This is a genomic window from Agromyces sp. NPDC057679, from assembly GCF_042799635.1.
Lineage (GTDB): Bacteria > Actinomycetota > Actinomycetes > Actinomycetales > Microbacteriaceae > Agromyces.
This window is the reverse complement of record NZ_JBHVIK010000001.1, coordinates 641,054-667,765: the sequence shown is the minus strand read 5'-3', so window position 1 is coordinate 667,765 and position 26,712 is coordinate 641,054. Positions and strand designations below refer to the sequence as shown.

The 26,712-nt window shown below is 73.0% G+C and carries 23 protein-coding genes; 7 read left to right on the top strand and 16 right to left on the bottom strand.

The genetic code is table 11. From position 1 onward, the window contains the following. Positions 1–77: 77 nt before the first annotated feature. On the top strand, positions 78–1,364 hold the full coding sequence (locus tag ACFVAJ_RS02920) for a multidrug effflux MFS transporter (protein WP_376941294.1): 1,287 nt from the start codon (positions 78–80) through the stop codon (positions 1,362–1,364). 58 nt (positions 1,365–1,422) lie between these two features. Next, entirely contained in the window at positions 1,423–2,166 is a 744-nt protein-coding gene (locus ACFVAJ_RS02915; RefSeq protein WP_376941293.1) for a phosphatase PAP2 family protein, read from the top strand. A gap of 23 nt (positions 2,167–2,189) precedes the next feature. On the opposite strand, the gene ACFVAJ_RS02910 is transcribed toward ACFVAJ_RS02915, so the two are convergent. The 4 genes from ACFVAJ_RS02910 to ACFVAJ_RS02895 all read right to left on the bottom strand — a co-directional run bounded on the left by ACFVAJ_RS02910 (position 2,190) and on the right by ACFVAJ_RS02895 (position 4,772). Further along, complete coding sequence (locus ACFVAJ_RS02910) at positions 2,190–2,675, bottom strand: molybdenum cofactor biosynthesis protein B (protein ID WP_376941292.1); 486 nt, start codon at positions 2,673–2,675, stop codon at positions 2,190–2,192. 8 nt (positions 2,676–2,683) lie between these two features. Beyond that, positions 2,684–3,166 carry a cyclic pyranopterin monophosphate synthase MoaC gene (gene moaC, locus ACFVAJ_RS02905; protein WP_376941291.1) on the bottom strand — a complete coding sequence of 161 codons (483 nt, stop codon included), beginning with the start codon at positions 3,164–3,166 and terminating at the stop codon, positions 2,684–2,686. Continuing rightward, entirely contained in the window at positions 3,159–4,454 is a 1,296-nt protein-coding gene (gene glp / locus ACFVAJ_RS02900; protein ID WP_376941290.1) for a gephyrin-like molybdotransferase Glp, read from the bottom strand. The genes moaC and glp overlap by 8 nt, the downstream gene beginning before the upstream one ends. 69 nt (positions 4,455–4,523) lie before the next feature. Next, positions 4,524–4,772, bottom strand: a complete 249-nt coding sequence (locus tag ACFVAJ_RS02895; protein WP_376941289.1) for a MoaD/ThiS family protein — start codon at positions 4,770–4,772, stop codon at positions 4,524–4,526. Between the two features lie 338 nt (positions 4,773–5,110). Here ACFVAJ_RS02895 and ACFVAJ_RS02890 point away from each other — a divergent pair, with 338 nt between their 5' ends. Then, positions 5,111–6,265 (top strand): ThiF family adenylyltransferase, encoded by a 1,155-nt coding sequence (locus tag ACFVAJ_RS02890; protein WP_376941288.1) that lies wholly within the window; start codon positions 5,111–5,113, stop codon positions 6,263–6,265. A 34-nt stretch (positions 6,266–6,299) separates the two neighbouring features. On the opposite strand, the gene narI is transcribed toward ACFVAJ_RS02890, so the two are convergent. The 4 genes from narI to ACFVAJ_RS02870 are packed head-to-tail and all read right to left on the bottom strand — an operon-like array spanning position 6,300 to position 13,187. After that, the gene (gene narI / locus ACFVAJ_RS02885; RefSeq protein ID WP_376941287.1) at positions 6,300–7,064 is read right to left on the bottom strand and encodes a respiratory nitrate reductase subunit gamma; all 765 of its coding nucleotides are present in this window, start codon (positions 7,062–7,064) and stop codon (positions 6,300–6,302) included. Beyond that, a complete protein-coding gene (gene narJ, locus ACFVAJ_RS02880; RefSeq protein WP_376941286.1) occupies positions 7,061–7,792 on the bottom strand; it encodes a nitrate reductase molybdenum cofactor assembly chaperone in 732 nt (243 codons plus the stop codon). Before narJ ends, narI begins: the two co-directional genes overlap by 4 nt. Beyond that, on the bottom strand, positions 7,792–9,432 hold the full coding sequence (narH, locus tag ACFVAJ_RS02875; RefSeq protein ID WP_376941285.1) for a nitrate reductase subunit beta: 1,641 nt from the start codon (positions 9,430–9,432) through the stop codon (positions 7,792–7,794). Before narH ends, narJ begins: the two co-directional genes overlap by 1 nt. Beyond that, a complete protein-coding gene (locus tag ACFVAJ_RS02870; RefSeq protein WP_376941284.1) occupies positions 9,432–13,187 on the bottom strand; it encodes a nitrate reductase subunit alpha in 3,756 nt (1,251 codons plus the stop codon). Before ACFVAJ_RS02870 ends, narH begins: the two co-directional genes overlap by 1 nt. A gap of 226 nt (positions 13,188–13,413) precedes the next feature. On the opposite strand from ACFVAJ_RS02870, the gene ACFVAJ_RS02865 reads away from it, so the two are divergent. Together ACFVAJ_RS02865 and ACFVAJ_RS02860 are read left to right on the top strand one after the other, a co-directional pair. Next, a complete protein-coding gene (locus tag ACFVAJ_RS02865) occupies positions 13,414–14,646 on the top strand; it encodes a nitrate/nitrite transporter (protein ID WP_376941283.1) in 1,233 nt (410 codons plus the stop codon). 89 nt (positions 14,647–14,735) lie between these two features. Beyond that, entirely contained in the window at positions 14,736–15,149 is a 414-nt protein-coding gene (locus ACFVAJ_RS02860) for a molybdenum cofactor biosynthesis protein MoaE (RefSeq protein ID WP_376941282.1), read from the top strand. A 48-nt stretch (positions 15,150–15,197) separates the two neighbouring features. Here the strand turns inward: ACFVAJ_RS02860 and moaA are convergent, their stop codons facing one another. The 5 genes from moaA to ACFVAJ_RS02835 all read right to left on the bottom strand — a co-directional run bounded on the left by moaA (position 15,198) and on the right by ACFVAJ_RS02835 (position 19,650). Further along, positions 15,198–16,268 carry a GTP 3',8-cyclase MoaA gene (gene moaA, locus ACFVAJ_RS02855; protein ID WP_376941281.1) on the bottom strand — a complete coding sequence of 357 codons (1,071 nt, stop codon included), beginning with the start codon at positions 16,266–16,268 and terminating at the stop codon, positions 15,198–15,200. A gap of 101 nt (positions 16,269–16,369) precedes the next feature. Then, positions 16,370–17,533 carry a sulfate/molybdate ABC transporter ATP-binding protein gene (locus ACFVAJ_RS02850; protein ID WP_376941280.1) on the bottom strand — a complete coding sequence of 388 codons (1,164 nt, stop codon included), beginning with the start codon at positions 17,531–17,533 and terminating at the stop codon, positions 16,370–16,372. Further along, complete coding sequence (locus ACFVAJ_RS02845; protein ID WP_376941279.1) at positions 17,530–18,387, bottom strand: ABC transporter permease; 858 nt, start codon at positions 18,385–18,387, stop codon at positions 17,530–17,532. The genes ACFVAJ_RS02850 and ACFVAJ_RS02845 overlap by 4 nt, the downstream gene beginning before the upstream one ends. Before the next feature lie 37 nt (positions 18,388–18,424). Then, on the bottom strand, positions 18,425–19,249 hold the full coding sequence (gene modA / locus ACFVAJ_RS02840; RefSeq protein ID WP_376941278.1) for a molybdate ABC transporter substrate-binding protein: 825 nt from the start codon (positions 19,247–19,249) through the stop codon (positions 18,425–18,427). Next, a complete protein-coding gene (locus ACFVAJ_RS02835) occupies positions 19,246–19,650 on the bottom strand; it encodes a molybdopterin-binding protein (RefSeq protein WP_376941277.1) in 405 nt (134 codons plus the stop codon). Before ACFVAJ_RS02835 ends, modA begins: the two co-directional genes overlap by 4 nt. 114 nt (positions 19,651–19,764) lie before the next feature. On the opposite strand from ACFVAJ_RS02835, the gene ACFVAJ_RS02830 reads away from it, so the two are divergent. Then, entirely contained in the window at positions 19,765–20,280 is a 516-nt protein-coding gene (locus ACFVAJ_RS02830) for a nucleoside deaminase (RefSeq protein WP_376941276.1), read from the top strand. Positions 20,281–20,301: 21 nt separating this feature from the next. Here ACFVAJ_RS02830 and xdhC read toward each other — a convergent pair whose 3' ends face one another. From xdhC to ACFVAJ_RS02815, 3 genes are all read right to left on the bottom strand, one after another. Then, positions 20,302–21,162, bottom strand: coding sequence for a xanthine dehydrogenase accessory protein XdhC (gene xdhC / locus ACFVAJ_RS02825; RefSeq protein ID WP_376941275.1), 861 nt, complete (start codon positions 21,160–21,162; stop codon positions 20,302–20,304). An 11-nt stretch (positions 21,163–21,173) separates the two neighbouring features. Then, on the bottom strand, positions 21,174–23,630 hold the full coding sequence (gene xdhB, locus ACFVAJ_RS02820; protein WP_376942464.1) for a xanthine dehydrogenase molybdopterin binding subunit: 2,457 nt from the start codon (positions 23,628–23,630) through the stop codon (positions 21,174–21,176). An 89-nt stretch (positions 23,631–23,719) separates the two neighbouring features. Next, the gene (locus ACFVAJ_RS02815; RefSeq protein WP_376941274.1) at positions 23,720–25,204 is read right to left on the bottom strand and encodes a xanthine dehydrogenase small subunit; all 1,485 of its coding nucleotides are present in this window, start codon (positions 25,202–25,204) and stop codon (positions 23,720–23,722) included. A 218-nt stretch (positions 25,205–25,422) separates the two neighbouring features. On the opposite strand from ACFVAJ_RS02815, the gene ACFVAJ_RS02810 reads away from it, so the two are divergent. Then, a complete protein-coding gene (locus tag ACFVAJ_RS02810; protein WP_376941273.1) occupies positions 25,423–26,691 on the top strand; it encodes a DUF6986 family protein in 1,269 nt (422 codons plus the stop codon). The last annotated feature ends 21 nt before the right edge of the window (positions 26,692–26,712 follow it).

The following is a 26,712-nucleotide window of genomic DNA, read 5'->3' as shown; positions in this document are numbered from 1 at the left end:
CGTCCGACGGCGCGCGCCGAGGCAGCCGGTCGCGCCCGGCACCAGACCTCATCCGCCTTCGAGCACGCCAGGATCGCATGTCCGCCACGAGCCCCATCCCCATCATCCGCCCCGACGACACCCGCTCGACCCCGGTCGTCTCGGTGCACGCCGGCGACCGGCTCACCAGCCGCCAGCGTCTCGTCTACGTGCTCGTGCTCGGTGCGCTCACCGCGCTCGGCCCGTTCACGGTCGACCTCTACCTGCCCGCCTTCCCGGTGCTGCAGGAGGAGCTCGGCGTCTCGGCCGCCGCGGTGCAGATCACCCTCACGGGCACGATGATCGGCTTCGGCTTCGGGCAGCTCATCGTGGGCCCGTGGAGCGACAAGGTCGGCCGCCGGCTTCCGCTGATGCTCGCCACGGCGCTCCACATCGCGGCGTCGATCGGTGCCGCGTTCGCCCCCGACATCGTGTGGCTCGCGGTGTTCCGCCTGCTCCAGGGCTTCGGCGCCGCCGCGGGCGGCGTCGTCGCGATGGCGATGGTGCGCGACCTGTTCGGCGGCAAGCCCCTCGTGAAGATGCTCTCGCGCCTCGCACTCGTGAACGGCCTCGCTCCCGTGCTCGCGCCCGTCATCGGCTCGCAGCTGCTGCAGGTCATGGACTGGCGGGGCATCTTCTGGGTGCTCGCCGCGTACGGCGTGGTCGTCGTGCTCTGCGTCGCCTTCCTCATCGTCGAGACGCTGCCGCCGTCGCGCCGGCACGTCTCGGGCCACTCGACGATGCGGGACCGCTACCGCTCCCTCTTCAGCGACCGGGTCTACCTCGGCGCCGCGCTCGTCGGCGGCATGGTGTTCACCGGCTTGTTCGGGTACCTGTCGACCTCGTCGTTCCTCTTCCAGGAGGTGTACGAGTTCACCGCCCAGCAGTACGGACTGCTGTTCGGAGTGAACTCGGTCGGCATCATCATCGGCGTCCAGACGAGCTCGCGCCTCATGCGCGGGCGGGTGGCGCCGCAGTGGATCCTCGCGGTGACCACCGTCGTGCTGCTGGGCTCGGCCATCGCGATCGCGGTGCTCGACGTGACCGGCGCGGGCCTCTGGGGCACGATCGTGCCGCTGTTCCTGTTCATCACCGCCTGCGGCTTCTCCTTCCCCGCGGTGCAGATCCTCGCGCTCGCCTCGCACGGCAGCGAGGCCGGCACGGCCGCGTCGCTCCTCGGGGCGCTGAACTTCGGGCTCGCGGGGCTCATCTCCCCGCTCATCGGCCTCATGGGCGTCGGCAGTGCGCTGCCGATGGCGATCGTCATGTCGGCCGCCGCGGCGATCGCGATCATCGGCCTCTGGGTGCTCGTGCGTCCGAAGACCGTGCCGCCCCTCACCGACTGAACCCGGGCGCCCCGGCGAGCCGGGTGGATGCCGCCGCAGCGGCCGTTAGCGTTGGAGGATGCAGGCGACGAGGACGGTTGAGGCGAAGCAGGCGGCCGCGTCGGTGCGGACGGTGCGGCGACGCGCCCCGCTCATCGGTGGCATCGCCGCGGTCGTGACGGCCGCCCTGCTCGGCTTCGTCATCATGGGACGGCAGGGCGGACTGCCGTTCGAGGTCGACGAGGAGTGGGCGGAGGACGTGCTCGCCCTGCGGGGGCCCGTCGGCGACGTGTTCTCGTACTTCATGAACGCGCTCGGCGGCGGCATCATCGCGGTGTTCGTGATCCCCGTCGGCGCGGCGATCGTGCTCCTGCTCCTGCGCAGGCCCTGGGCCGCGCTCTACTTCGTGCTCGCCTCGGCGCTCAGCGCCGGGGTCGTGCAGATCCTCAAGTCGTTCTTCGGCCGCGCCCGCCCCGAGGACATGATCGTGGTGTCCGACTACGGTTCATTCCCCAGCGGGCATGTCGCGAACGCCGCGACGATCGCCGTGGCGGTGGGCGTGATCGTGCCGCGCCTCTGGGTCTGGGTGCTCGGCGCCGTGTACACGGTGCTCATGGCGATCAGCCGCACCTATCTCGGCGCGCACTGGTTCTCCGACACCGTCGGCGGCGCGCTCGTCGGCGCGGGCGTCGCGCTCGTGCTCTGGGCCGTGTTCGCGGTGCCGCTCGAACGCGAGCGCCTCGCCCGGCTCGAGCTCGTCTCGGCCCGAAACGCCGCCCTGGCGCAGGAGCACGTCACCCCGCCGCGCGTGCCGCGGAGCTGACGGCCGCCGGCCGGACCCGACCCTCAGGCGGGACGCGCGTGATCGCCGCTCGCGAGCTGGTCGAGCACGTGGTCGAGCACGTCGCCGAGCACGCCGAGGCCGTCGCGCACGCCGCCCGTCGAGCCCGGCAGGTTGACCACGAACGTCGATCCCGCGACCCCGGCGACGCCACGGGTCAGCAGGGCGGTCGGCGTCGTCGCTGCGCCGCGTCGGCGCAGCTCCTCGGCGAAGCCGGGGAGCTCGCGGTCGAGCAGCGCCGCCGTCGCCTCGGGGGTGAGGTCGCCCGGGGCGAGGCCGGTGCCGCCGGTCGTCACGATGACCGCGGGCGCCGCCGCGACGGCCGCCTGCAGCGCGGTCTCGAACGCCACGCCGTCGGCGGCGACGAGCGGCCCCTGCACCGCGAAGCCGCGCTCGGCGAGCCAGGCGGCGATCACCGGCCCCGTGCGGTCCTCGTAGACGCCGGCCGCGGCACGCGTCGACGCGACGAGCACCGTGGCGGCACGCGGCATCCGATCGCTCATGCGCGCGACCAGTCGCCGCTCTTGCCGCCCGCCTTCGCGAGCACCATGATCTCGCCGATGACGGCGTGGTGGTCGACCGCCTTGATCATGTCGTAGAGGGTGAGCGCGGCGACGCTCACGGCGGTCAGGGCCTCCATCTCGACGCCGGTGACGCCCTTGGTGGTGACCGTCGCGACGACGCGCACGCGCTCGCCCTCGGCGGTGATGTCGACGTCGAGCTTCGTGAGGGGCAGCGGGTGGCAGAGGGGGATGAGCGTCGAGGTCTGCTTCGCCGCCATGATCCCGGCGATGCGCGCGGTGCCGATCGCCTCGCCCTTCGGCAGGGTGCCGTCGAGGATCGCCGAGACGACCTCGGGGCGGGTCGTGAGCACCGCCTGCGCGCTCGCGGTGCGCTTCGTGACCTGCTTGTCGGTGACGTCGACCATGTGCGCCGAACCGTCGTCGCGCAGGTGGGTGAGACGGGGCGGGGTGTCAGTCATCGATCCTCCAGACGTCGACGGCGGCGCCGGCGGGAAGCGCGTCGACCCCCACCGGCAGGTGCACGAGCACTGTCGCCTGAGCATACGCGTGCAGCAGGTGCGAGCTCGGCGCCCCGACCTCGACGGCGCCGTCGCCGTCGAGCACGCCCCGCCGCACCTGGTGCTTCGCCCGTGGTGAGACGACGTCGTGCGCGAGCGGCAGCCGTGCGCGGTGGCGGTCGGGCGCGAGGCCCTCGAGCCGACGCAGCACCGGCCGCAGGAAGAGCTCGAACGAGACGAGCGCCGACACCGGGTTGCCGGGGAACGACACGACGGGCACCTCGACCGGGCCGGCGCCGTCGTCGGGCTCGAGGAGGGCGGTGCCGAGGCCCTGCGGTCCGCCCGGCTGGATCGCGACCTTCACGAACTCGACGCCGAGCGGGGCGAGCGACTCGCGCACCACCTCGAAGGCGCCGGCGCTGACGCCGCCGGTGGTCACCACGAGGTCGACGCGGCGAGCGGATGCCTCGAGCGCGGCCCGCACGGAGTCCGCGTCGTCGGGCGCCAGGGCCTCCACCACCTCGACGCCGCACCCGCGGAGCGCGGCGCCGAGCATCGTCGTGTTGGCGTCGTGGATCTGCCCGGGGCGGAGCGCAGCGCCTGGGGCCTGCAGCTCGTGGCCGGTCGAGACGAGCAGCACCCGCAACGGACGCCGCACGAGCACCTCGGTGACGCCGGCCGCGGCGAGCGAGCCGAGCTGCGCGGGGCCGAGCCGCGTGCCGGCGGCGAGCAGCAGGGCACCCGCGGCGATGTCGCTGCCGGCGCGGCGGATGTACGTGCCCGGCGCCACCGGGGCGGTGAACCCGACGACCGAGCCGTCGGGGGAGTCGTGGCGCCCGGCGCCGAGGCCGATGAAGGCGGACGGGTCGGCGACCTCGATCGGCACGACGGCGTCGGCGCCGCCGGGGATCGCGGCACCGGTCATCACCGGGGAGGCGGTGCCGGGGGCGAGTGCGAAGGGCGCGTCGCCCGCGGCGCTGGTCGGCCCGACCACCAGTCGCACCGGCGAACCGGGGCGCGCCCCGGCGAGCTCGGCCGAGCGCACGGCGTAGCCGTCCATCTGCGAGTTGTCGAAGCCGGGCAGCGCGACGGGCGAGTGGACGTCGCGGGCGAGCACCCGCCCGTGGGCGTCGGTTCGCCCGACGGAGGCCGAGACCGGCACCGGGCGGCCGCCCGCGGCGTCGAGCCGCGCGGCGAGCGGGTCGAGCAGTTCGTGCACGGCCCGTTGGTGTTCGGCGTAGCTGCGCATTCCGGCCTCGTCTCTGCGGTGGGTGCTACGGGTTCCCGAGTCAGGTGAGCGCTCGGGGAGTGCTCGGTCCTATCCGCCGGCGAACGGCGGAAGGATGTCGACGGCCGCGCCGAGTGCGGTCGAGGGGTCGCGCTCGACGGTGCCGTCGACGAGGAACGACCCGTTCTGCAGCACTCGCTGCATCGCGACGCCGTACCGTTCGGCGAGCTCGTCGCGGAGGTGGCCGACGGTGGCGCCGTCGGGGAGCTCGAGCCGCTCCTCCTCGGCACCGGCCGCGTCGGCGGCCGCCGCGAAGTACCGCACGGTCACGATCGTCATGCCGTCGATGGTACCGGGAGGGTGCGATCCGATGCGGGCCGGCCCGTTCCCGATCCCCGTCGGGTGCACTCGGGACTCAGTGGAAGCGTGCAGGGATCGTGGAGCCGGTTCACAGGATGGATCCGTATCTTCGTAAGTGGGACGTTTGACCCACACCCGAGTGGGTGTCCCGCGATCGGCGTTCCGGGGTGGAGCGAACTCGGCCCCCACGAACGGCTCCCATGCGCCCCGGCGCCGATCACTCCCGAGCAGTGCGGCGCGACGGATCCGGAACCCTATCCGGATCCGCCGCCCCGCCGACCGCCCTCGCGGCGGAACCCGCCGGATACACTGGCCGCATGACCGAGCCGCTCGTCGAGCCCGGGCCGCCGTTGTCTCCCGCCAGGCTCGCACGCTTCAGCCGACAGCTCATGCTGCCGGGCTTCGGCGAGCTCGCCCAGCGTCGCCTGGAGGCCGCGCGGGTGCTCGTCATCGGCGCCGGCGGGCTCGGCAGCGCGGTCGTGCCCGCGCTCGCCGGCACGGGCGTCGGCACGATCGGCATCGCCGACGCCGACACGGTCGAGCTCAGCAACCTGCCGCGCCAGCTCAGTCACGGCGTCGACGACCTCGGTCGGCCGAAGGTCGACTCGCTCGCCGACACGGTCGCCGCGACCGATCCCGAATGCCGGGTGATCCGGCATCTCGAGCGCCTGACCGCGACGAACCTCCGCGGCATCCTCGACGGCTACGACCTCGTCGTCGACGGCAGCGACAACTTCCCGACGCGCTACCTGACGAACGACGCGGCCCATCTCGCCGGCAAGCCGCTCGTCTGGGGCGCGATCCTGCGCTATCACGGGCAGCTCGGCGTCGCCTGGCGCGGTCGCGGCCCCGGGTACCGCGACCTCTTCCCCGTGCCGCCCGCGCCCGGCGAGGTGCCGAGCTGCGAACTCGGCGGCGTGCTGCCCAGCCTCTGCCTCGTGGTCGGCGCGCTCATGGCGACCGAGGTCGTGAAGCTCGTCACCGGACTCGGCGACCCCCTCCTCGGCCGGGTGCTCAGCTACGACGCGCTCACCGCGCGCACCCGTGAGATCGCCTACACGGCGATCGCCGACGCCGACGAGATCACGGACCTCATCGACTACGAACGGTTCTGCGGCCTCGACGATTCGAGCGAATCGGATGCCTCGGCGACCGCGCCGCCCCCGATCTCGGCCGCCGAACTGCTCATGCGTCTCCGTGCGGCCGAGCCGCTGCGCCTCATCGACGTGCGCGAGCCGAGCGAGGCCGAGCTCGTCCGCATCGACGGCAGCACCCTGCTCCCGCTCCGAGAGCTCCTCTCGGGCGCCGAGCTCCCGCCCGGCGACGGCCCGATCGTCGTGTACTGCGAGGTCGGCATCCGCTCGCAGCGCGCGGCCCGTGAGCTCGCACGCCGCGGGCACGCCGAGGTCGCCTCGCTCGACGGCGGCATCCAGCGCTTCGCCGGGGTCGCCGCCGACCTCGTCACGCGCTGAGCGACGCCGTTCGCTCCGCGGGGGCCCAGAGCGCTCAGAGCTTCGTGAGCTTCTTCGGGTCGGGCGTCTGGATGCCCTCCCAGCCGGGGCGGGCGGGCCGCGAGCCGGGGCGCCGGGCGTCGTCGCGCGAGCGGTACACGATGTACGGGCGGAACAGGTAGCCGATCGGCGCCGACCACACGTGCACGAGCCGGGTGAACGGCCAGAGCGCGAAGAGCACGTTCGCCGCGATCACGTGGATCTGGAACATGAGCGGCACGTCGACCATGAGTTCGGGCTTCGGCTGGAAGATGATGAGGCTCCGCAGCCACGGGCCCACCGTGCCGCGGTACTCGTAGCCCGGCCCGAGGAGCTGGTACATGACGGTGGCGATGGTGCCGAACAGCAGCACCGCGCCGAGCACGACGTACATGAGCTTGTCCATGCGGGTCGTCGCGAGGAAGACCGGTCCGACCGTGCGCCGACGGTAGATGAGGATCGCGAGGCCCGCGAGGGTGAGCACCGCCGCCGCGGTGCCGAGCGCGGTCGCGCCGAGGTGGTACAGGTGCTCGTCGATGCCGATGGCGTACAACCACTCGCGCGGGATGAGGAGGCCGACGACGTGCCCCGCGAGCACCATGAGGATGCCGAGGTGGAACATCGGCGAGCCCCAGCGCAGCAGCCGGTTCTCGTAGGTCTGGCTCGACCTCGTCGTCCACCCGAACTTGTCGTAGCGGTAGCGCCAGATGTGCCCGACGACGAACACCGCGAACGCGGCGTACGGCATCGCGACCCACAGCAGGACGTCCCAGGCGGTCATGCGCGTGCCTCCTCGTGTGCGGCTCCGACGGGCCGGTACGGCGGGATGTCGCCGAGGAACGACAACCCGACCGTCTCGGCGGGCGGCCCCTGGCTGACGAGCTCAAGGTAGCGCTCGCGCGTCGCCTCGTCGAGTTCGGGCAGCGACCGGCAGACGGCGCGCACGAGGCCCGCCCACGGGCTCTGCTGCTTCTCGAGGGCCTCGCGCAGCACCTCGAGTCCGTCGCGGTGCGCCGACAGCAGCTCGGATGCCACGGGCGAGTCGCTGCGCGCCGAGAACTCGAGCACGGCCGGCAGGTAGTCGGGCAGCTCGTCGGCGTCGAACTCCCAGCCTGCGGCGCGGTAGGCCTCGATGAAGGTCACGAGCGCGGAGCCGCGCCGGCGGGTGTCGCCCGCGGCGTAGTAGCTCAGGTACATGCAGCACTTGCGCTTGAGGTCGAAGGTCGCGACGTACTCGATCGCGAGGGCCTCGCGATCGGTCGCGGCGGCGTGGTCGATGAAGGCGCGGAGCTCGCTCGCGATCGCGGGCGGCAGCTGGCCGAGGGAGGCCTCGACCGCCGTGACCCGGGCGTCGAAGCCCTCGCCCGGGTAGTCGAGCAGCAGCGAGGCCGCGATGTGCGCGAGCCGCCGCGTGGCGTCGTCGAGCGCGAGCGGCGCCGTCGCCGGTCTGCGCGACGAGCGCGAGGCATCCGAACCGGAGCGTCTGAAGATGAGCGGGAAGTTCGCCATCATTCCTCCCCGGACTTCGGGGGGAAGAGGCCGTTCGGCGCGCCGTTGCCGTCCCAGTTGAGCAGGTTCACCCGGCCCGCGGTGGAGGGCCGGTCGGCGCTCTGCCGGTTCTTCAGCGCGTGGAAGTTCTCGACCGCGACGGGCACCTGCTGCCCGCTCGACGAGCCGAACGGCCCCGCGCCGCCCATGCCCGGGCCGCCGTCGTAGTCGAGCGAGCAGGCGAGCTCGTCGAGCTCGCGGGCCTGCTCGGTGTGCGCGGCCGGGATGACGTAGCGCTCCTCGTACTTCGCGATCGCGAGCAGCCGGTACATCTCCTCGAGGGTGTCGCCGGTCATGCCGACGGCATCGGCGATCCGCTCGTCCTTGCCCTCGCCGAGGTTGATGCCGCGCATGTACGAGCGCATCGCGGCGAGCTTGCGCAGCGACGCCTCGACCGGGCGGGTGTCGCCCGCGGTGAAGAGCCCGGCGAGGTACTCGAGCGGGATGCGGAGCTTCGCGATCGCCGCGAACAGCGTCTTCGCGTCCTCGCCGTCGTTGCCCGAGGAGGCGATGACGTCGACCACGGGCGAGAGCGGCGGGATGTACCAGACCATCGGCATCGTGCGGTACTCGGGGTGGAGCGGCAGCGCCACCCTGTACTCGTTGATGAGCCGGTGGATCGGCGAGCGCTGGGCGGCGTCGATCCAGTCCTCGGGGATGCCGGCCTCCCTGGCGGCCTGCACGACCGCCGGGTCGTGCGGGTCGAGGAAGACGTCGCGCTGCGCGTCGAGGAGCGCGTGCTCGTCTTCGATGGACGCGGCCTCGGCGACCTTGTCGGCGTCGTAGAGCACGAGGCCGAGGTAGCGCAGGCGCCCCACGCACGTCTCGGAGCAGACCGTCGGCAGGCCCACCTCGAGACGCGGATAGCAGAGCGTGCACTTCTCGGCCTTGCCGGTCTTGTGGTTGAAGTACACCTTCTTGTACGGGCAGCCCGACACGCACATGCGCCAGCCCCGGCACTGGTCCTGGTCGACGAGCACGATGCCGTCCTCGACGCGCTTGTACATCGCGCCCGAGGGGCATGAGGCCACGCACGAGGGGTTCAGGCAGTGCTCGCAGATGCGCGGCAGGTAGAACATGTAGGTCTGCTCGTACTCGGATGCCACGTGGTCGGACATGTGCTGGAGGATCGGGTCCTCCGCCATCGTCTCGGCCGAGCCGCCGAGGTTGTCGTCCCAGTTCGCCGACCACGAGATCTTCATGTCCTCGCCGGTGAGCAGGCTCTTCGGCTTCGCGACCGGGGTGTGCTCGCCGGCCGGGGCGTTGAGGAGCATGTCGTACTCGTACGTCCACGGCTCGTAGTAGTCGTGGATCTCGGGCAGCTTCGGGTTCGAGAAGATCGTGGCGAGCTTCTTCAGGCGCCCGCCCGAGCGCAGCTTCAGGCGCCCCGACTTCGTGCGCACCCAGCCGCCGCCCCACTTCTCCTGGTCCTCGTAGCGGCGGGGGTAGCCGATGCCCGGCCGCGTCTCGACGTTGTTGAACCACACGTACTCGACGCCCGAGCGGTTGGTCCACGCCTGCTTGCAGGTGACGCTGCACGTGTGGCAGCCGATGCACTTGTCGAGGTTCATGACCATCGACATCTGCGCCATGACCTTCATCAGTACTCGACCTCCTGGCTGCGCCGGCGGATCACCGTGACTTCGTCTCGCTGGTTGCCGGTCGGCCCCAGGTAGTTGAACGCGAACGAGAGCTGCGCGTAGCCGCCGATCAGGTGGCTCGGCTTCAGCAGCACCCGGGTGAGCGAGTTGTGGATGCCGCCGCGCTGCCCGCTCGTCTCGGTGCGGGGCACGTCGACCGTGCGGTCCTTCGCGTGGTACATGTACACCGTGCCCTCGGGCATGCGGTGCGAGACGATCGCGCGGGCGACGACGACCCCGTTGCGGTTGTACGACTCGATCCACTCGTTGTCGCGCACGCCGATCTTCTCGGCGTCCTGCGTCGACATCCAGATGGTCGGGCCGCCGCGCGAGAGCGACAGCATGAAGAGGTTGTCCTGGTACTCGGAGTGGATCGACCACTTGGAGTGCGGCGTCAGGTAGCGCACGGCGACCTCGGCATGGCCGGATGCCGCGGGGTCGCCGCTCGGCGCCGTCGACCCGACGGTCGGCGAATCGCCGAAGAGCCTGGCGAGGTCGAGCGGCGGCCGGTAGATCGGCAGGTTCTCGCCGAGCTCCCGCATCCAGTCGTGATCGAGGAAGAAGTGCTGGCGCCCGGTGAGGGTGTGCCACGGCTTCAGGTGCTCGACGTTGATCGCGAACGCCGTGTAGCGCCGGCCGCCGTGCTCGGAACCCGACCACTCGGGGCTCGTGATGACCGAGACCGGCCGCGCCTGCACATCCGCGAAGCGGATGCGGCCGCCCTCATGGTCTTCGGCGAGCTGCGCGATGCGCTGGCCCGTGCGTTTCTCGAGCTGTCGGAAGCCCTGCACCGAGAGCCGACCGTTCGTCGTGCCCGAGAGGGCGAGGATCGCCTCGCACACCTTCACGTCGGTGTCGAGCAGCGGCTGCCCGGCGCCGGCGCCGGCCGACGCGACCCCGTTCACCCGCCCGAGCTCGGCGACCTCGGGCGTGGGGTCGAACACGATGCCCTTCGTCACCATGCCCGCCTTCACGGCGAGCGGCCCGAGCGTCGCGAGCTTGTCGGCGATCGCCGTGTAGTCGCGTTCGACGACGACGAGCTTCGGCATCGTCACGCCCGGCACGAGGGGCAGACCGTTCTCGACGGTGCCGTGCGGGGTCGCCATCGCATCGGGGGTGTCGTGCATGAGGGGTGCCGCGACGAGGTCGCTGCGGGTGCCGAGGTGCGTGCGCGCGTACTCGGAGAACCGCTTCGCGATGAGGTGGAAGATCTCGAAGTCGGTCTTCGTCTGCCACGGCGGCGCGATCGCGGGGTTGAACGAGTGCACGAAGGGGTGCATGTCGGTCGACGAGAGGTCGTGCTTCTCGTACCAGGTGGCGGCCGGCAGCACGACGTCGGAGAAGAGCGTCGTCGAGGTCATGCGGAAGTCGGCGGTGACGAGCAGGTCGAGCTTGCCCTCGGGTGCGTCGTCGTGCCACTCGATCGACTCGGGTCGGCGCTCGGGCGGCGCCTCGGCGGCGCGCACCGCCGAGTCGGTGCCGAGCAGGTGCTTCAGGAAGTACTCGTTGCCCTTGCCCGAGGAGCCGAGGATGTTCGCCCGCCAGATGTTCAGCACACGTGGGAAGTTCTCGGGCGCATCGGGGTCCTCGCAGGCGTAGCGCAGCGTGCCGTCGTTCAGCGAGTCGACCACGTACTCGGCCGGCTCCTTGCCCGCGGCGCGGGCGTCGTCGACGAGGTCGAGCGGGTTGCGGTCGAAGGTCGGGAAGCTCGGCATCCAGCCGCGCTTGGCAGACTCGACGAGGCAGTCGGCCGTGGTGCGGCCGGCGAACAAGCCCTCGGCGAGCGGCGAGGCGAGCTGGTCGGCCGGCAGCCCGTCGTAGCGCCACTGGTCGGTCGCGAGGTACCAGAACGCGGTGCCGATCATCTGGCGGCCGGGCCGCGACCAGTCGCTCGCGGTGCCGTACTGCGAGTACCCCGTGACGGGCCGCACCTTCTCCTGCCCGACGTAGTGCGCCCATCCGCCGCCGTTGACGCCCTGGCAGCCGGTCATCGTCGTCAGGGCGAGGAAGGTGCGGTAGATCGTGTCGGAGTGGAACCAGTGGTTCGTGCCCGCGCCCATGAGGATCATCGAACGGCCGCCCGAGCGCTCGGCGTTGTCGGCGAACTCGCGGCCGATGCGCTCGGCCTGCTCGGCGGGCACCCCCGTGATCTCCTCCTGCCACGCGGGCGTGCCGGGGGTGGAGGCGTCGTCGTAGCCGGTCGGCCAGTCGCCGGGGAGTCCGTCGCGACCGACGCCGTACTGGGCGAGCAGCAGGTCGAAGACGGTCGTGACGGTGCGGCCCTCGACGGTCGCGACGGGCACGCCGCGGCGCACCACGCCCGCTCCGCCCTCGTGCTCCGCTCCGGGCCCGGGCGCGGTGTCGAACCGCGGCAGGTCGACGGCGACGGCCGCCCCCCGCCACCCCGGCGCGTCGGCGATCGTGAGCAACGGGTCGACGTCGCCGAGATCGAGGTTCCACCGGCCCTCGTCGTCGGGGCCGAAACGGTGGCCGAGCGAGCCGTTCGGCACGACCGGTTCGGCGTTCTGGTTGAGCACGACCGTCTTGAACGCGGCGTTCGCGACGCGCGAGCCGAACCCGCCGAGATCGGCCGCCGTGACGAACTTCCCGGGTACCCACGCCTCGCCCCGTCGTTCGAGCGAGATCAGGTACGGGGCATCCGAGTAGGTCTTCAGGTAGTGCTCGAAGCGCGGCACCCGCCGCCCGACGAGGAACTCGCTGAGGATCACGTGCCCCATCGCCATCGCGAGCGCCGCGTCCGTGCCGGGGTGCGGCGAGAGCCACTCGTCGGCGAACTTCGTGTTGTCGGCGTAGTCGGGCGAGACGGTGACGACCTTCTGGCCGCGGTAGCGGGCCTCGGTCATGAAGTGCGCGTCGGGCGTGCGGGTCACCGGCACGTTCGAGCCCCACATCATCAGGTAGGTCGAGTTCCACCAGTCGGCCGACTCGGGCACGTCGGTCTGGTCGCCGAACACCTGCGGGCTCGCGACCGGGAGGTCGGCGTACCAGTCGTAGAACGACTGCATGGTGCCGCCGATGAGGTTGATGAACCGGGCCCCGACGCCGTGCGACACCATCGACATCGCGGGGATCGGCGAGAACCCGGCCACCCGGTCGGGCCCGTGCGCCTTGATCGTGTGCACGTGGGCCGCCGCGATGATCTCGAGCGTCTCGTCCCAGCTCGCGCGCACCAGCCCGCCCTTGCCCCGGGCCCGCTTGTACGCCCGGGATGCCACGGGGTCGGTGACGAGCGCCTCCCAGGCGAGCACGGGGTCGCCGCCGACGCGGGCCTTCGCGGCCCGGTAGTGCTCGAGCAGCACGCCGCGCAGGTACGGGTAGCGCACCCGGGTCGGCGAGTAGGTGTACCAGCTGAACGCGGCGCCGCGCGGGCAGCCGCGGGGCTCGTACTCGGGGGAGTCGGGGCCGACCGACGGGTAGTCGGTCTCCTGCGTCTCCCACGTGATGATGCCGTCCTTGACGTACACCTTCCACGAGCACGATCCCGTGCAGTTCACGCCGTGCGTCGAGCGCACGACCTTGTCGTGCGACCAGCGATCGCGGTAGAAGACGTCGCCCTGGCGACCGCCCTCGAGGGTGACGGTGCGGAGGTCGGGCGAGAACTCGCCGGGTCTCAGGAAGCGGCCGAACCTCAGGAGGGAATCGGCGAGCGGGCCGTCGGTGGCCGGCTCGCTCGCAGATCGGGGCGTTCGGCTCATCGAAGCCTCCTCGTCTCGGCTGGTGCGTCGATCGCGGCCGAGGCCGCGATCCGACACGTCCTACCCGACATCATGGTCGGTGAGCGACCGGATGGGAAGGAACCCCCGTGGGGTCCGCGCGTCGCCGAGTGCGGATCCACCGGGCGGGTTGCGTGCGCCCCGGGCGCCCGCCCGGTACTGTCTGGCTCAGGAAGGGTCACGATTTCCAATCGGCTGGAGGGGCAGCATGACCGCATCGTCGACGCAATCCGAGGGAACGAAGCTGCGGGGGCAGCTCGGGCAGGTGCTGCTGGCGACCTTCGCCTCGACGATGGGCTTCTGGGCGTGGATGGTGATCGCCCCGCTGCAGAAGACCTACGCCACCGAGATGGGCCTCGACGAGGGCCAGATCTCCCTCATGCTCGCGACGCCCGTGCTCGTCGGCGCGCTCGGCCGCATCCTCGTCGGCGCGCTCACCGACCGCTTCGGCGGCCGCACGATGTTCGTCGCCGTGCTGCTGCTCTCGGTGCCCGCCGTGCTGCTCGTCGCGCTCGCGGGCGAGATCAAGAGCTTCCCGCTGCTGATCGGCGCGGGCTTCTACCTCGGCGTGGCCGGCACGATCTTCGCGGTCGGCGTGCCCTTCTCGAGCGCCTGGTACGAACCCTCGCGTCGCGGCTTCGCGACCGGCGTCTTCGGCATGGGCATGATCGGCACGGCCGTCTCGGCGTTCTTCACCCCGCGCCTCGCCGAGTGGATCGGCTACCTCCCGACCCACTTCCTGATCGCGGGGATCATGGCCGCCACCGCGGTGCTGGTGTGGCTGTTCCTCCGCGACTCGCCGGTCTGGGAGCCGAGCAGGCAGCCGCTCGTGCCGAAGGTCCTCGGCGCGCTGAAGCTCCGCATCACGTGGGAGATGGCGTTCCTCTACGGCATCGTTTTCGGCGGTTTCGTCGCGTTCTCGACGTTCCTGCCCAAGTACCTCACGACGATCTACCCCGACGACGTCGACCCGGTGGGCGCCGGCACGCGCACCGCGCTCTTCGCGGCGGCGGCGGTGGTCGCGCGGCCGATCGGCGGCGCGCTCTCCGACCGGGTGGGGCCGAAGATCATCTCCCTCATCTCGCTCGCGGGCATCGTCTCGCTCGCCTACGTCGTCGGGCAGCAACCGCCAGAGGGCATCCTCACCGGGGTCACCTTCATCGCGATGGCCGCGGCGATGGGCCTCGGCATGGGCGCCGTGTTCGCCTGGGTCGGCCCGTCGACCCCGAAGGACAAGGTCGGTGCGGTGACGGGCGTCGTGGCGGCGGCGGGCGGTCTCGGCGGGTACTTCCCGCCGCTCGTGATGGGCGCCACCTACAACGCCGAGACGAACTCGTACGCGCTCGGGCTCTGGCTGCTCGTGCTCGTGGGGGCGTTCGCGCTCGTCGTCGCCGGGATGCTCCGCGACGCCCGGCCCGGCGCAGCGGCGCCCGAGAAGTGATGGACCCGGCGGACGTCGGTCGGGCCGGTCGGCGCGCGGAGCGCAGCGACGGCATCGAGGCCCGACACCGCACGGCATAGGATCGCCGCATGCCCGAACCGTACGCCCTCGTCTCCGATCTCCCGCTCGACGAGGCCGCCGTGCGACGCGCGGTCGAATCCGACGCGAGCGGCGCCGTCGTCGTCTTCCACGGGGTCGTGCGCGACCACGACGGCGGCCGGGGCGTCTTGTCGCTCGACTACCGGGCCCACCCCGACGCCGAGCGGTTCCTCGCCGACTGCGTGCGCCGCGTCACCGAGGAGACGGGCCTCGCGGTCGCGGCCGCGCATCGGGTCGGCGACCTCTGCATCGGCGACGTCGCGCTCGTCGCGGCCGCGGGGGCGGGCCACCGCGCCGAGGCCTTCGACGCGTGCGAGCGCCTCGTCGAGCTCATCAAGCGCGAGGTGCCGATCTGGAAGCGGCAGCACTTCGACGACGGCGTCTCGGAGTGGGTCGGCCTCTGAGCCCCGGGTCGGGGTCGGCATCGGTGCCGGCGACCGCCGGGCGCCGCCTCAGCCGCCGATGTAGCTCATCTCGACCTTGGGCCGTGCGGCCCGCAGTTCGGGCGTGAGGGTCGCCCGCACCTCGGAGTAGCGGTCGTCGCGGCCGCGCCAGATCGCGGCCATCGCGTCGGCGAGCCCCTCGTCGTCGACGCCGCCGCGCAGCAGTGCCCGCAGGTCGTGCCCCGATGCCGAGAACAGGCAGGTGAAGAGCCGCCCCTCGGTCGAGATGCGGGCGCGGTTGCAGTCGCCGCAGAACGCGTTCGTGACGCTCGAGATGAATCCGATCTCGCCGCCGCCGTCGCGGTACCGCCAGCGCGTCGCCGTCTCGCCCGGGGCGGTCTGTCCGAGCGGCTCGAGGGGGAACTCGGCGCCGATGCGCTCGACGATCTCGGCCGACGGAACGACGTCGTCGAGCCGCCACCCGTTGGTCGTGCCGACGTCCATGTACTCGATGAAGCGCAGCGTGAACGGGGTGCCGCGGAAGTGCCGTGCCATCGGCAGGATCTCGTGGTCGTTGAGGCCGCGCTTGACGACCATGTTGACCTTGACCGGCCCGAGGCCGGCGGCCTGTGCCGCGTCGATGCCCTCGAGCACGCGGGCCACGGGGAACCGCACGTCGTTCATGGCCTGGAACAGCTCGTCGTCGAGCGAGTCGAGCGAGACGGTGACGCGCGTGAGGCCGGCCGCCTTCAGCGCGGCGGCCTTCATCGCGAGCGCCGAGCCGTTGGTCGTGAGCGCGATCTCGAGCGGACGGCCGTCGGGGGTGCGCAGCCCGGCGAGCTGCTCGATGAGCCCCTCGAGCCCGCGGCGCAGCAGCGGCTCGCCGCCGGTCAGTCGCAGCTTCTCGACGCCGTGCGCGGCGGCGATGCGGGCGATGCGGGTGATCTCCTCGAAGCTCAGCAGCTCGTCGCGGTCGAGGAACGCGTAGTCGCGACCGAACACGGTCTTCGGCATGCAGTAGACGCAGCGGAAGTTGCAGCGGTCGGTGATCGAGATGCGGAGGTCGCGCATCGGGCGATCCCGGCGATCGACGAGCGACGGCTCGACGGCTTCGAGGCCCGTCGAGGGCAGCCGGCGCACGCCGAGCGCCGCACCCGCCGATTCGGCGCGAGGCGGTCGGATCGGAATCGCCGTGTCGCTCGTCGGTCACCCCCTGCTCGTGGTGCCACCGTAACACCGGCTCAGTCGCGCACGCGCACCGCGACGTCCTCGGGTGCGACCGAGAACGAGAACCGCGCCCCCGGCCGCAGGTCGAGCGCGACGGCCGCCGCGCCCGGCAGGTCGACGGCGAGCTCGGGGTGCTCGCGCGTCGTGAGCCGCACTCCGCCCGGTGCCGGCTGCAGCAGGGCGACCGTGCCGATCCAGCGATTCGCGGTCGCGGCACCGGATGCCCCGGCGCCGACCCCGATCGCCGGTGCGACGTGCACCGCGCCGGGGCTGAAGACCGCCGAGGCGGGCAGCCCCTCGGGGATGCCCCTGGCGGGTGCGGCGTCGGGTGCTCCGGGCGCGGGTGCGCCGCCCGCGAGCACGAACCGCGAGCCGTCGACGCCGGCGATCTCGACGCCGCCGTCGCCGGTCGCGACGCCGATCGCGAGGTTCACGCCGGCGAGGGCGGCGACGAACGGGGTGGCGGGGTGGCCGAGCACCTCGGCGACGGTCCCGGTCTGCGCGATGCGGCCGTCGTGCAGCACGGCCGCGCGCGGTGCGAGCACGATGGCGTCGAGCGGGTCGTGCGTCACGAGCACCGTCGGCGTCGCCGTCTCGGCGCAGAGCTCGCCGAGGAGGCGGCGCATCGCGGCCGCGGTCGGTACGTCGAGCGCCGCGAACGGCTCGTCGAGCAGGAGCAGCTCGGGCCGGGCCGCGAGGGTGCGGGCGATCGCCACCCGCTGCTGCTGGCCGCCCGAGAGCTCGGCCGGGCGACGGTCGGCGAAGCCGGTCGCGTCGACGCGGTCGAGCCACTGCCGCGCCTCGGTGCGCGCCGCGGCGGCGCGCACGCCCTGGGAACGCGGCCCGAAGGCGACGTTCTCGAGCACGCTGAGGTGCCGGAACAGCAGCGGCTCCTGGCCGAGCAGTCCGATGCGGCGACGATCGACCGGCACCTCGACCGGCCGCCGCGCGCCGGGCGCGACGCCGAAGAGCTCCCGCTCCCCGAGCCGGATCACTCCGCGCGTCGGGGCGATGAGGCCCGCGAGGGTCGCGAGCAGGGTCGACTTGCCCGAGCCGTTCGGCCCGAGCACCGCGAGCACCTCCCCGCGGTCGACGTGGAGCGCCGCCTCGAGGCGGAAGCCGCCGCGTTCGCTCACGACGTCCGCGACGAGCGCACCGGATGCCCCGCCGCCGGTCATCGCGGGACGTCCTCTCGCCAGCCGCGCATGACGAGGAGCACCGCGACCGCCACACCGATGAGCATGAGCGAGAGCGCGATCGCGGTGTCCTCGCTGACGCCCGCCCCGTTGAACGCGGTGTAGATCGCGAGCGGCATCGTGCGGGTGACGCCCGCGGTGTTGCCGGCGAACAGCGCCGTGGCGCCGAACTCGCCGAGCGCCCGGGCGAAGCAGAGCACCGTGCCGGCGGCGACGCCGGGGAGCACGAGCGGCAGCGTCACCCGGCGGAACACCGTGAACGGCCGGGCGCCGAGTCCCGCGGCGACCGCCTCGAAGCGCGTGCCGACCGCCCGCAGCGAACCCTCGACCGAGATCACGAGGAAGGGGAGGGCGACGAACACCTGCGCGATCACGACGGCGGTCGTCGTGAACGGGATGCGGATGCCGAGGAGGGCGAGGCTCTCGCCGAAGAGCCCCGTGCGGCCGAGCAGCGCGAGCAGGGCGATGCCGCCGACGAGCGGCGGCAGCACGAGCGGCAACGTGACGAGGGTGCGCAGTACCGCCGCCGTGCGGCGGGAGGCCCGGGCGATGACGAGGGCGAGCGGTACGCCGAGCACGAGGCAGCACCCGGTGGCGACCGCGGCGGTGACGAGCGAGAGCGTGAGCGCTTCGACCGCGGCGGGCGAGGTGACCGCGGCGGGCACCGCGCTCCAGTCGAGGCGCAGCAGCAGCGCGGCGAGGGGCAGCACGAGGACGGCCGTGCCGAGGGCCGCGGGCACGAGGAGGGCGCCGGGGATCCCGATCGCCCGACGGGCGCCGACGCGATCCCGCGCGGGCGAGGGCGCGGGCCCCAGTGCGAACGGGGTGCCGGTCATCGGAGGGCCGCCACCTCGTCGCGCAGGCGGTACGGGGTCACGGTGACCCGAATCCGAAGTCCTCGAGCACCTCGGCGCCCGCGGGCGAACGCACGAACTCGACGAATGCCGCGGCGGCCTCGGGGTTCGCGGCCTCGGCGAGGGCGGCGATCGGATAGCGGTTCGTCGCGGCATCCGCGCCCTCGATCGCGATGCCGTCGACGTCGTCGCCGGCCGCGCGCACGTCGGTGACGTAGACGAGGCCGGCGTCGGCCTCGCCCGAGCGCACCTTCGTGAGGACCGCCGTCACGTTCTGCTCCTCGCTGGCGGGCACGAGTTCGACGCCGGCGTCGGCGAGCAGGGTCGCGGCGGCGCGCCCGCACGGCACCTCGGCGGCGCAGACCACCACGACGGGTGCCGCGCCCGAGGCGGGCGCGAGGTCGTCGAGTCCGTCGATGCCGAGCGGGTTGCCCGGCTGCACCGCGATCTCGAGCACGTTCGTGGCGAACACCTCGGGTTCGCCCTCGACGAGGCCCTCCTCGGCGATGCGGTCGAGGTTCGGCTCGTCGGCGGAGGCGAACACGTCGGCGGCGGCGCCCTCGATGAGCTGCGTCGCGAGCACCGAGGAGCCGTCGTAGGTGACGGGCAGCACGTCGAGCGCGGGATGGAGCGCCTCGAACCGGATGGCGAGCTCGTCGAAGGCGCCCCCGAGCGAGGCCGCGGCGAAGATCGTGAGCTCGCCGGTGGGCTCGTCGTCGGGGGCCCCGGTCGCGGCCGACGACGGAGTGCCGGAGGCATCGGTGCCGGCGGTGGCGCACCCGGCCAGCAGCGCGAGCGAGACCGAGCCGAGCGCGAACGCGGTGAAGGCGCGGCGGGCGCTCACGAGGCCGCCTGCTCGGTCTCGACGACGACCATGGTCGCCTTGACGACGGCGACACCGCGCGAGCCGACCTCGAGCCGCAGTTCGCGCGCGGCCTCCGACGACATGAGCGAGACCACCCGGTGCGGGCCGCACTGCAGCTCGACCTGGGCCATGAGGCCCTCGATCTCGACGCGGGTCACGAGCCCGACGAAACGGTTGCGCGCGCTGCGGCGCACCCCGGTGCGGTCGTCGGCCGTCGAGGCGATCGCCTGTGCGCGCGCCGCGAGCTCGGCGCCGGGAACGACCTGACGGCCGGCGGCGTCCTTCTCGACGGGCAGCAGGCCGTCGGCGATCCAGCGGCGTACCGTGTCGTCGCTCACCCCGACGAGCTCCGAGGCCTCACTGATCCGATATTGCGTCATGAAACCGAGAATAGTGCCGCAGATGCGGAACCAGCGAGCGATGCGGCACGAATCCACCGGCCTGCGCGGCGCGTTCGGCTGTTACTGTCGGGACGAAGAGCAAGGATGCATCGCATGAACCTCGGCCCCATCCAGGCAGCACCCGGCGACGACACCGCCGCCCGGCTCGCCCAGGCCGTCGAGCTCGCGACCGAGAACGTGCGCAACGCCGGCGGGCCGTTCGGCGCGATCGTCGTCACCGCCGACGGCCGCAGCTTCGACGGGGTGAACCGGGTCACCGCGAACCTCGACCCGACCGCGCACGCCGAGGTCACGGCGATCCGGGCCGCGTGCCTCGGCATCGGCGACTTCGACCTCAGCGGGGCCACCCTCTACTCGAGCTGCGAGCCGTGCCCGATGTGCCTCGCCGCGGCACTCTGGGCCCGCCTCGACCGGGTCGTCTACGCCGCGACCCGCGATGACGCGGCCGACGCCGGCTTCGACGACGCCCGCTTCTATCGCTACTTCGACGACGACGACGGCGAGGAGTCGCGCGCCGTCATGCCGGTCGCCCGGCTCGAACTCCCCGGCGGGCAGCGGCTCGCACCCTTCGCCGAGTGGCAGCGCAAGGCCGACCGCATCGAGTACTGAGCCAGGCGGCCGACGCCGGCCTCAGCCCGCGTCGTCGCCCGCCTCGTCGCCCGCGTCGTCGTCCGCTCGCGCGCGCTCGACGAGCTCGAGGATGCGCGCGGCGACGCTCACCGCGATCGTCGCCGGCGCCTTGCCCGCCACCTCGGGGATGCCGATCGGCGTCGAGACCCGGGCGAATGACGCGTCGTCGTGGCCCAGCTCCGCCAGCTTCACCTTGAACCGCGCCCACTTCGACCGCGAGCCGATCAGGCCGATCGACGCGAGCCCCTCCCGGCGGAGCGCCTGGTCGACGATCGCGAGGTCCTCGACATGGTCGTGCGTCATGACGAGCACATGGGCACCGGTCGGCAGCGCGGCGAGCCCGGCCTCGGGAACGGGCTCGTGCTGCACGTGCACGAGCGCGACCGCATCGGCGAGCACCCCCGACTCGCCGGGCACGCCGAGCCGCTCGGGTGCGAGCATCTCGGCCCGCGAGTCGATGAGGTGCAGCTCGAACTCCTGCCGGGCGAGGATGCGGGCGAGTTCGAGTCCCACGTGTCCGAGGCCGAAGATCGCGACGGCCGGCACGACCGGAACGGGTTCGAGCATGAGGGTGACCTCTCCTCCGCAGCACTGCACGCCGTACTCGGTCGTGGTCTTGTCGCTGAGTTTCAGCGTGATGAGCTCGGGGTCGGTCGACCCCGAGGCGAGCAGCGAGCGGGCACGGTCGATCGCCGTGGCTTCGAGGTTGCCGCCCCCGACGGTGCCGATGATCGCGCCCCGTGAGACCACCATCTTCGCCCCGCCGTTGCGCGGTGCGTGCCCGCGCACGATGGCCAGGGTGACGATCACCGCGGGCTCGCGGGCCTCCCGCAGCCGCCGCAGCGCCTCGAGCCAGTCCATCCGCGGCCCCGTCAGGTCTCGCGCCGCGCGGTGACCGATTCGCGCCGGGGCGTCGTCGGGGCATCCGATGCGAGGGATGCCTCGGGCGCGCCCCGCGCGCTCGTCACGTGCTCGGCCGCACCCGCGCGAGCCGCCTCGATCGCCCAGAAGACGGCCTCGGGCGTCGCCGGCGAGGCGAGCTCGACACTCCGACCCGGCTCGCCGAACGCGCCGACGGCGTCGCGCAGCGCCTCCCGGGCGCTGAACGCGAGCATCAGGGGCGGCTCGCCGACCGCCTTCGAGCCGTACACCGCGCCGTCCTCGCGGGCGTTCTCGAAGAGGTGCACGTTGAAGACCTCGGGCATCTCCGAGAAGCTCGGCAGCTTGTACGTCGACGCCGACTGCGTGAGCAGGCGCCCCCGGTCAGGGCCGTCGCCGGTGTCCCATCGGAGTTCCTCGAGCGTGAGCCATCCGACGCCCTGCACGTAGCCGCCCTCGATCTGCCCGAGGTCGATGAGCGGCGACAGCGAGTCGCCGACGTCGTGCACGATGTCGACGCGGCGCAGCCGGTACTCGCCGGTGAATCCGTCGACCTCGACCTCCGCGGCCGCGGCGCCGTAGGCGAAGTACTTGAACGGCGAGCCCTGCATGCGGTCGAGGTCCCACGTGAGCCCCTCGGTGCGGTAGTAGCCGGCGGCGAAGAGCTGCACCCGCTCGAGGTAGGCGATGGCGACGAGTTCGTCGAAGAACAGTCGCGGGCCGTCGGCGTCGGGCCCGCGCACGAGGCCGCCGCTGAAGCGCACGTCGCCGGGCTCGACGCCGAGGCGAGGCGCGGCGACCGCCGCAAGCCGATCGCGGATCTGCTCGCACGCGTGCTTCACCGCGCCGCCGTTGAGGTCGGCGCCCGAGGAGGCCGCCGTCGCCGAGGTGTTCGGCACCTTGTCGGTGCGGGTCGGCGCGAGCCGCACCCGATGCGCCTCGACGCCGAGCGCGGTCGCGGCGACCTGCAGCATCTTCGTGTGCAGCCCCTGACCCATCTCGGTGCCGCCGTGGTTCACGAGCACCGAGCCGTCCTTGTAGACCTGCACGAGCGCGCCCGCCTGGTTGAAGGCGGTGAAGTTGAACGAGATGCCGAACTTGATCGGCGTGAGGGCGAGCCCGCGCTTGACCTCGGTGTGCGCCGCGTTGAAGGCCGCGAGCTCGGCGCGGCGGGCGTCGAAATCGGACTCGGCCTTCAGCCGATTCCAGATCGCGGGCATGCGATCCGCGTCCTTCACGAGTTGCCCGTACGGCGTCGTCTGGCCGGGGCGGTAGAAGTTCTGCTCGCGGAGCCGCGTGGGCTCGACGCCGAGGATCGGCGCGGCGCGGCCGAGGACGTCCTCGATGAGGAACACGCCCTGCGGGCCGCCGAAGCCGCGGAATGCGGTGTTCGAGGGCAGGTTCGTCTTCGCGACGCGCCCGTGGGCGTGCACGTTCGGGATCCAGTAGGCGTTGTCGATGTGGCAGAGCGCGCGCGTCATCACGGGTTCGGAGAGGTCGAGGCTCCACCCGCCGTCGCTCGTCAGCGTCGCGTCGAGCGCGAGCAGGTGGCCGTCGTCGGTGAACCCCGCTCGCCAGGCGATGTGGAACGGGTGCCGCTTGCCCGTCATCGTGAGGTCGTGCGTGCGATCGAGCCGCAGCCGCACCGGGCGCCCCGTGAGCTTCGCGCCGAGCGCGGCGATCGCGGCGAAGCCGTGCGGCTGCATCTCCTTGCCGCCGAACCCGCCGCCCATGCGCAGCTGCTGCACCGTGACCTCGTGCGAGGGGATGCCGAGCACGTGCGCCACGATCTCCTGGGTCTCGCTCGGATGCTGCGTCGAGCACTGCACGAAGTACTGCCCCTCGCCGTCGCGCACCGCGAACGAGGCGTGCGTCTCGAGGTAGAAGTGCTCCTGCCCGCCGAACTCGGAGACGCCGTCGAGGACGACGGGGGCGGTGCGCAGGGCCTCCGCGGCGTCGCCCCGCACGACCGTGCGCGGGATGCCCTGGAACGACCCCTCGGCGATCGCCTCGCGCACGGTGACGATCGACGGCAGCGGCTCGGCGTCGACGCGCACCGCGGCGGCCCCGAGGCGTGCGGCCTCGGGCGTCTCGGCGAGCACCCAGGCGAGGGCGTGCCCGACGAACATGGCCTCGTCGGGGAAGAGCGGCTCGTCGTGCTTCACCCCGGCGTCGTTGAGGCCGGGCACGTCGTCGGCCGTGAGCACCCCGACGACGCCCGGCACCTCGTACGCGGGCGCGACGTCGAGCGCGATGCGGGCGTGCGCGTGCGTCGACTGCACCGGCCAGGCGGTGAGCGCGCCTGCGGCGCGGACGGCGAGGTCGTCGGTGTACTGCGCGCGCCCGGTGACGTGCAGGGCCGCGCTCTCGTGCACGGCCGGGCGACCCACGACGGGGGCGGGCGGGCGATCGGCGAGCGATGGGCCCACGCCGCCCGAGGCTCCGGGCATCGCGCCGGCGATGTCTGGAGGGGCGGTGGGGATCATGCCGCGCGAGGCTCCGGGCATCGCGCCAGTGATGTCCGGAGGCGTGGTGGGGATCATGCCGGCACCTCCCTCCGGTCGGTCGCCCGGTGGGCGTCGCCGTGGAAGAGCCTCACGAGCGCGTTGCCGAGCATGATCGAGCGGTACTCGCTCGAGGCGCGGTGGTCGGACATCGGGGTGCCCTCGCCCGCGAGCACCGCGGCGGCGGAGCGCACGGTCGCGAGGTTCCACGGCCGGTCGACGAGCGCCGCCTCGGTCGCCAGCGCGCGCACCGGGGTGGCGGCGACGCCGCCGAGGCCGATCCGCGCCGCGGTCACGACGCCGTCGTCGACGTCGAACGCGAAGCCGAGCGCGACGCTCGAGATGTCGTCGAACCGGCGCTTCGCGATCTTGTGGAACGCCGTCAGCCTCGCGAGCGGCAGCGGGATGCGGACCGCGCGGATGAGCTCGCCCGGTCGGAGCACCGTCTCGCGGTAGCCGGTGAAGTAGTCGGCGACGCCGACCTCGCGTTCGCCGTCGTGCGAGACGAGCACGAGGCGGGCATCGAGGGCGAGCAGGGCGGGCGGCGCGTCGCCGATCGGCGAGCCCGTGCCGAGGTTGCCGCCGAGCGTCGCGCGGTTGCGGATCAGTCGGGAGGCGAACTGCGGGATGAGCTGCGCGAGCAGCGGAACCCGGCCGTCGAGCCGCTGTTCGATCTCGGACAGCGGCAGCGCCGCCCCGAGCTCGACGGCGTCGCCGTCGACGGCGAAGGCGCGGAGCTCGTCGAGACGGTCGATCGCGACGACGAGCGGATCGCGGCGACCGCGGAGGTTCACCTCGACGCCGAGGTCGGTCGAGCCCGCGACGACGACGGCCGACGGCTCGTCGTGGAGCAGCCGCAGCGCCTCGTCGAGCGCGGAGGGGCGGAGGAACCGGGTTCCGGCGGCAGCGAGGTCGGTCGCCGCGGCGGCGGGGGCGGGGCGCTCGCGGCGTGCGGCGAGCGCGTCGTCGGCCTCCGGCGTGCCGAGTGCATAGGCGGCGTCGCGGATGGGGCGGTACCCCGTGCACCGGCAGAGGTTGCCGCCGAGGGCGTGCAGGTCGAAGCCGTTCGGCCCGTGCTCGGCGTCCGATGCCCCGTCGGCCCCGTCGTCGGACGCCCCGCCCACCCCGGTGGCGGGCGCCCGCCCGGCGCGGTAGAACTCGGCCGCCATGCTGCAGACGAATCCCGGCGTGCAGTAGCCGCACTGCGAACCGCCCGCCTCGGCGAGCTCCCGCTGCACGGGGTGCAGCGACTCGGGGGAACCGAGGCCCTCGGCGGTGACGAGCTCCTGCCCGTCGAGCGCCGCGACCGGCACGAGGCACGAGTTCACCGCCGTCCACGCGGTGCCGTCGCCGTCGGGCGTCGCGATGAGCACCGCGCAGGCCCCGCACTCGCCTTCGGCGCACCCCTCCTTCGCGCCGGTGAGCCCCGTCGACCGCAGCCAGTCGAGGGCGGTCGTGTGCGCGGTGACGCCCGTCAACGGGCGCCGTCGTCCGTTGACGGTGAGAACGGGTTCTTCCATGGGCCGGGCTCCTCCGGTGCGACGTTGCACCCCTCCTTCGGAGTCTACGCACCTCCGCGGCACGGGGCGCCGAGCGCAGGACGGCAGGTTCCGGCCGTCTCGCGCGGCTGCGGGTGTAGCCTCCGAGAGACGCCTCCCTCGGTGCCGACGGACGGCGTGGACGGAGGTGTTCGCATGACCATCGGAGTCGCCCGCAACGCCCGGCCGCGGGGCTGAGCATGGCCGGTCCCGCGCGCACCGCACTCACCCCCGCCGACCTCGCGCGCGTCGACGAGCGGCTCGCCGACACCGACCGCCTGCTCGAGGGCGCCTATCCCGGCGACGACGCCTCCCGCCAGCCGGTGCACACGGTGTACGTGCCGGGCGATCGCTACACGCCCGAACTCCCGGTCGAGTGGGGGAGGGCAGCCCGCGAGGCCGTCGCCGCCGCCGGCGGCGCCGAGGCCCTCGGGCTCCGCATCGGGCTCGATGCGCCGATCGCGAAGGCCGTGGCCCCGCTCGTCGAGCGCAAGCTCGCGAGCGAGCCGATCGAAGACCTGCGGATCGACTTCGAGGACGGCTACGGCGAGAAGGACGACGACACCGAGGACGCCGACGCGGTGCGCGCCGCCAAGCGCGTCGCCGCCGCCACCGGCGCGCACTTCGCTCCGCCCTTCATCGGGATCCGCTGCAAGTCGTTCGAGGCGGCGACGCGCGCACGCGGCGTGCGCACCCTCGACCTCTTCGTCACCGCGCTCGTCGAGCAGGGCGGGCTGCCCGACGGCCTGATGCTCACCCTCCCGAAGGTGTCGACGGTCGCCCAGGTCGAGGCGATGGCCGGGGCGCTCGCGGCGCTCGAACGTGCGCACGGCCTGCCCGAGGGGCTGCTGCGCTTCGAGGTGCAGGTCGAGACACCGCAGCTCGTGCTGGGCGCCGACGGGGTCGCACCGGTGGCGCGGCTGGCACTCGCCGCCCCCGGCCGCATCGTCGGCCTCCACTTCGGCACGTACGACTACACCGCCGCGCTCGGCATCGCCGCGCCTTATCAGTCGCTCGAGCACCCGGCCGCCGATCACGCGAAGCAGGTCATGCAGCTCGCGGTCGCGGGCACCGGCATCCGGCTCTCCGACGGCTCGTCGAACCTGCTGCCGCTCGGCGACCGCGCGCTGGAGGCCTGGCGGGTGCACGCCCGGCTCGTGCGCCGCGCGTTCGAGCGTGGATTCCCGCAGGGGTGGGATCTCCACCCGGCGCAGCTGCCCACCCGCTTCGTCGCGGCGTACGCCTACTACCGCGAGGGGTACCCCGAGGCATCCGCCCGCCTGCGCCACGTGCACGACGGCACGGCGGGCGCCGTGCTCGACGAGCCGGCCACTGTGCGCGCGCTCGCCGCGTTCGTGCGTCGCGGGGTGCAGTGCGGTGCGCTCACGGGCGACGAGGTGGCCGCCGACACCGGCTACGACGAGCCTGCGCTCGCGGACCTCGCGAGGGCGAGGCGAACGACGAGATGAGCGGATGCCGCGGCGGACGCA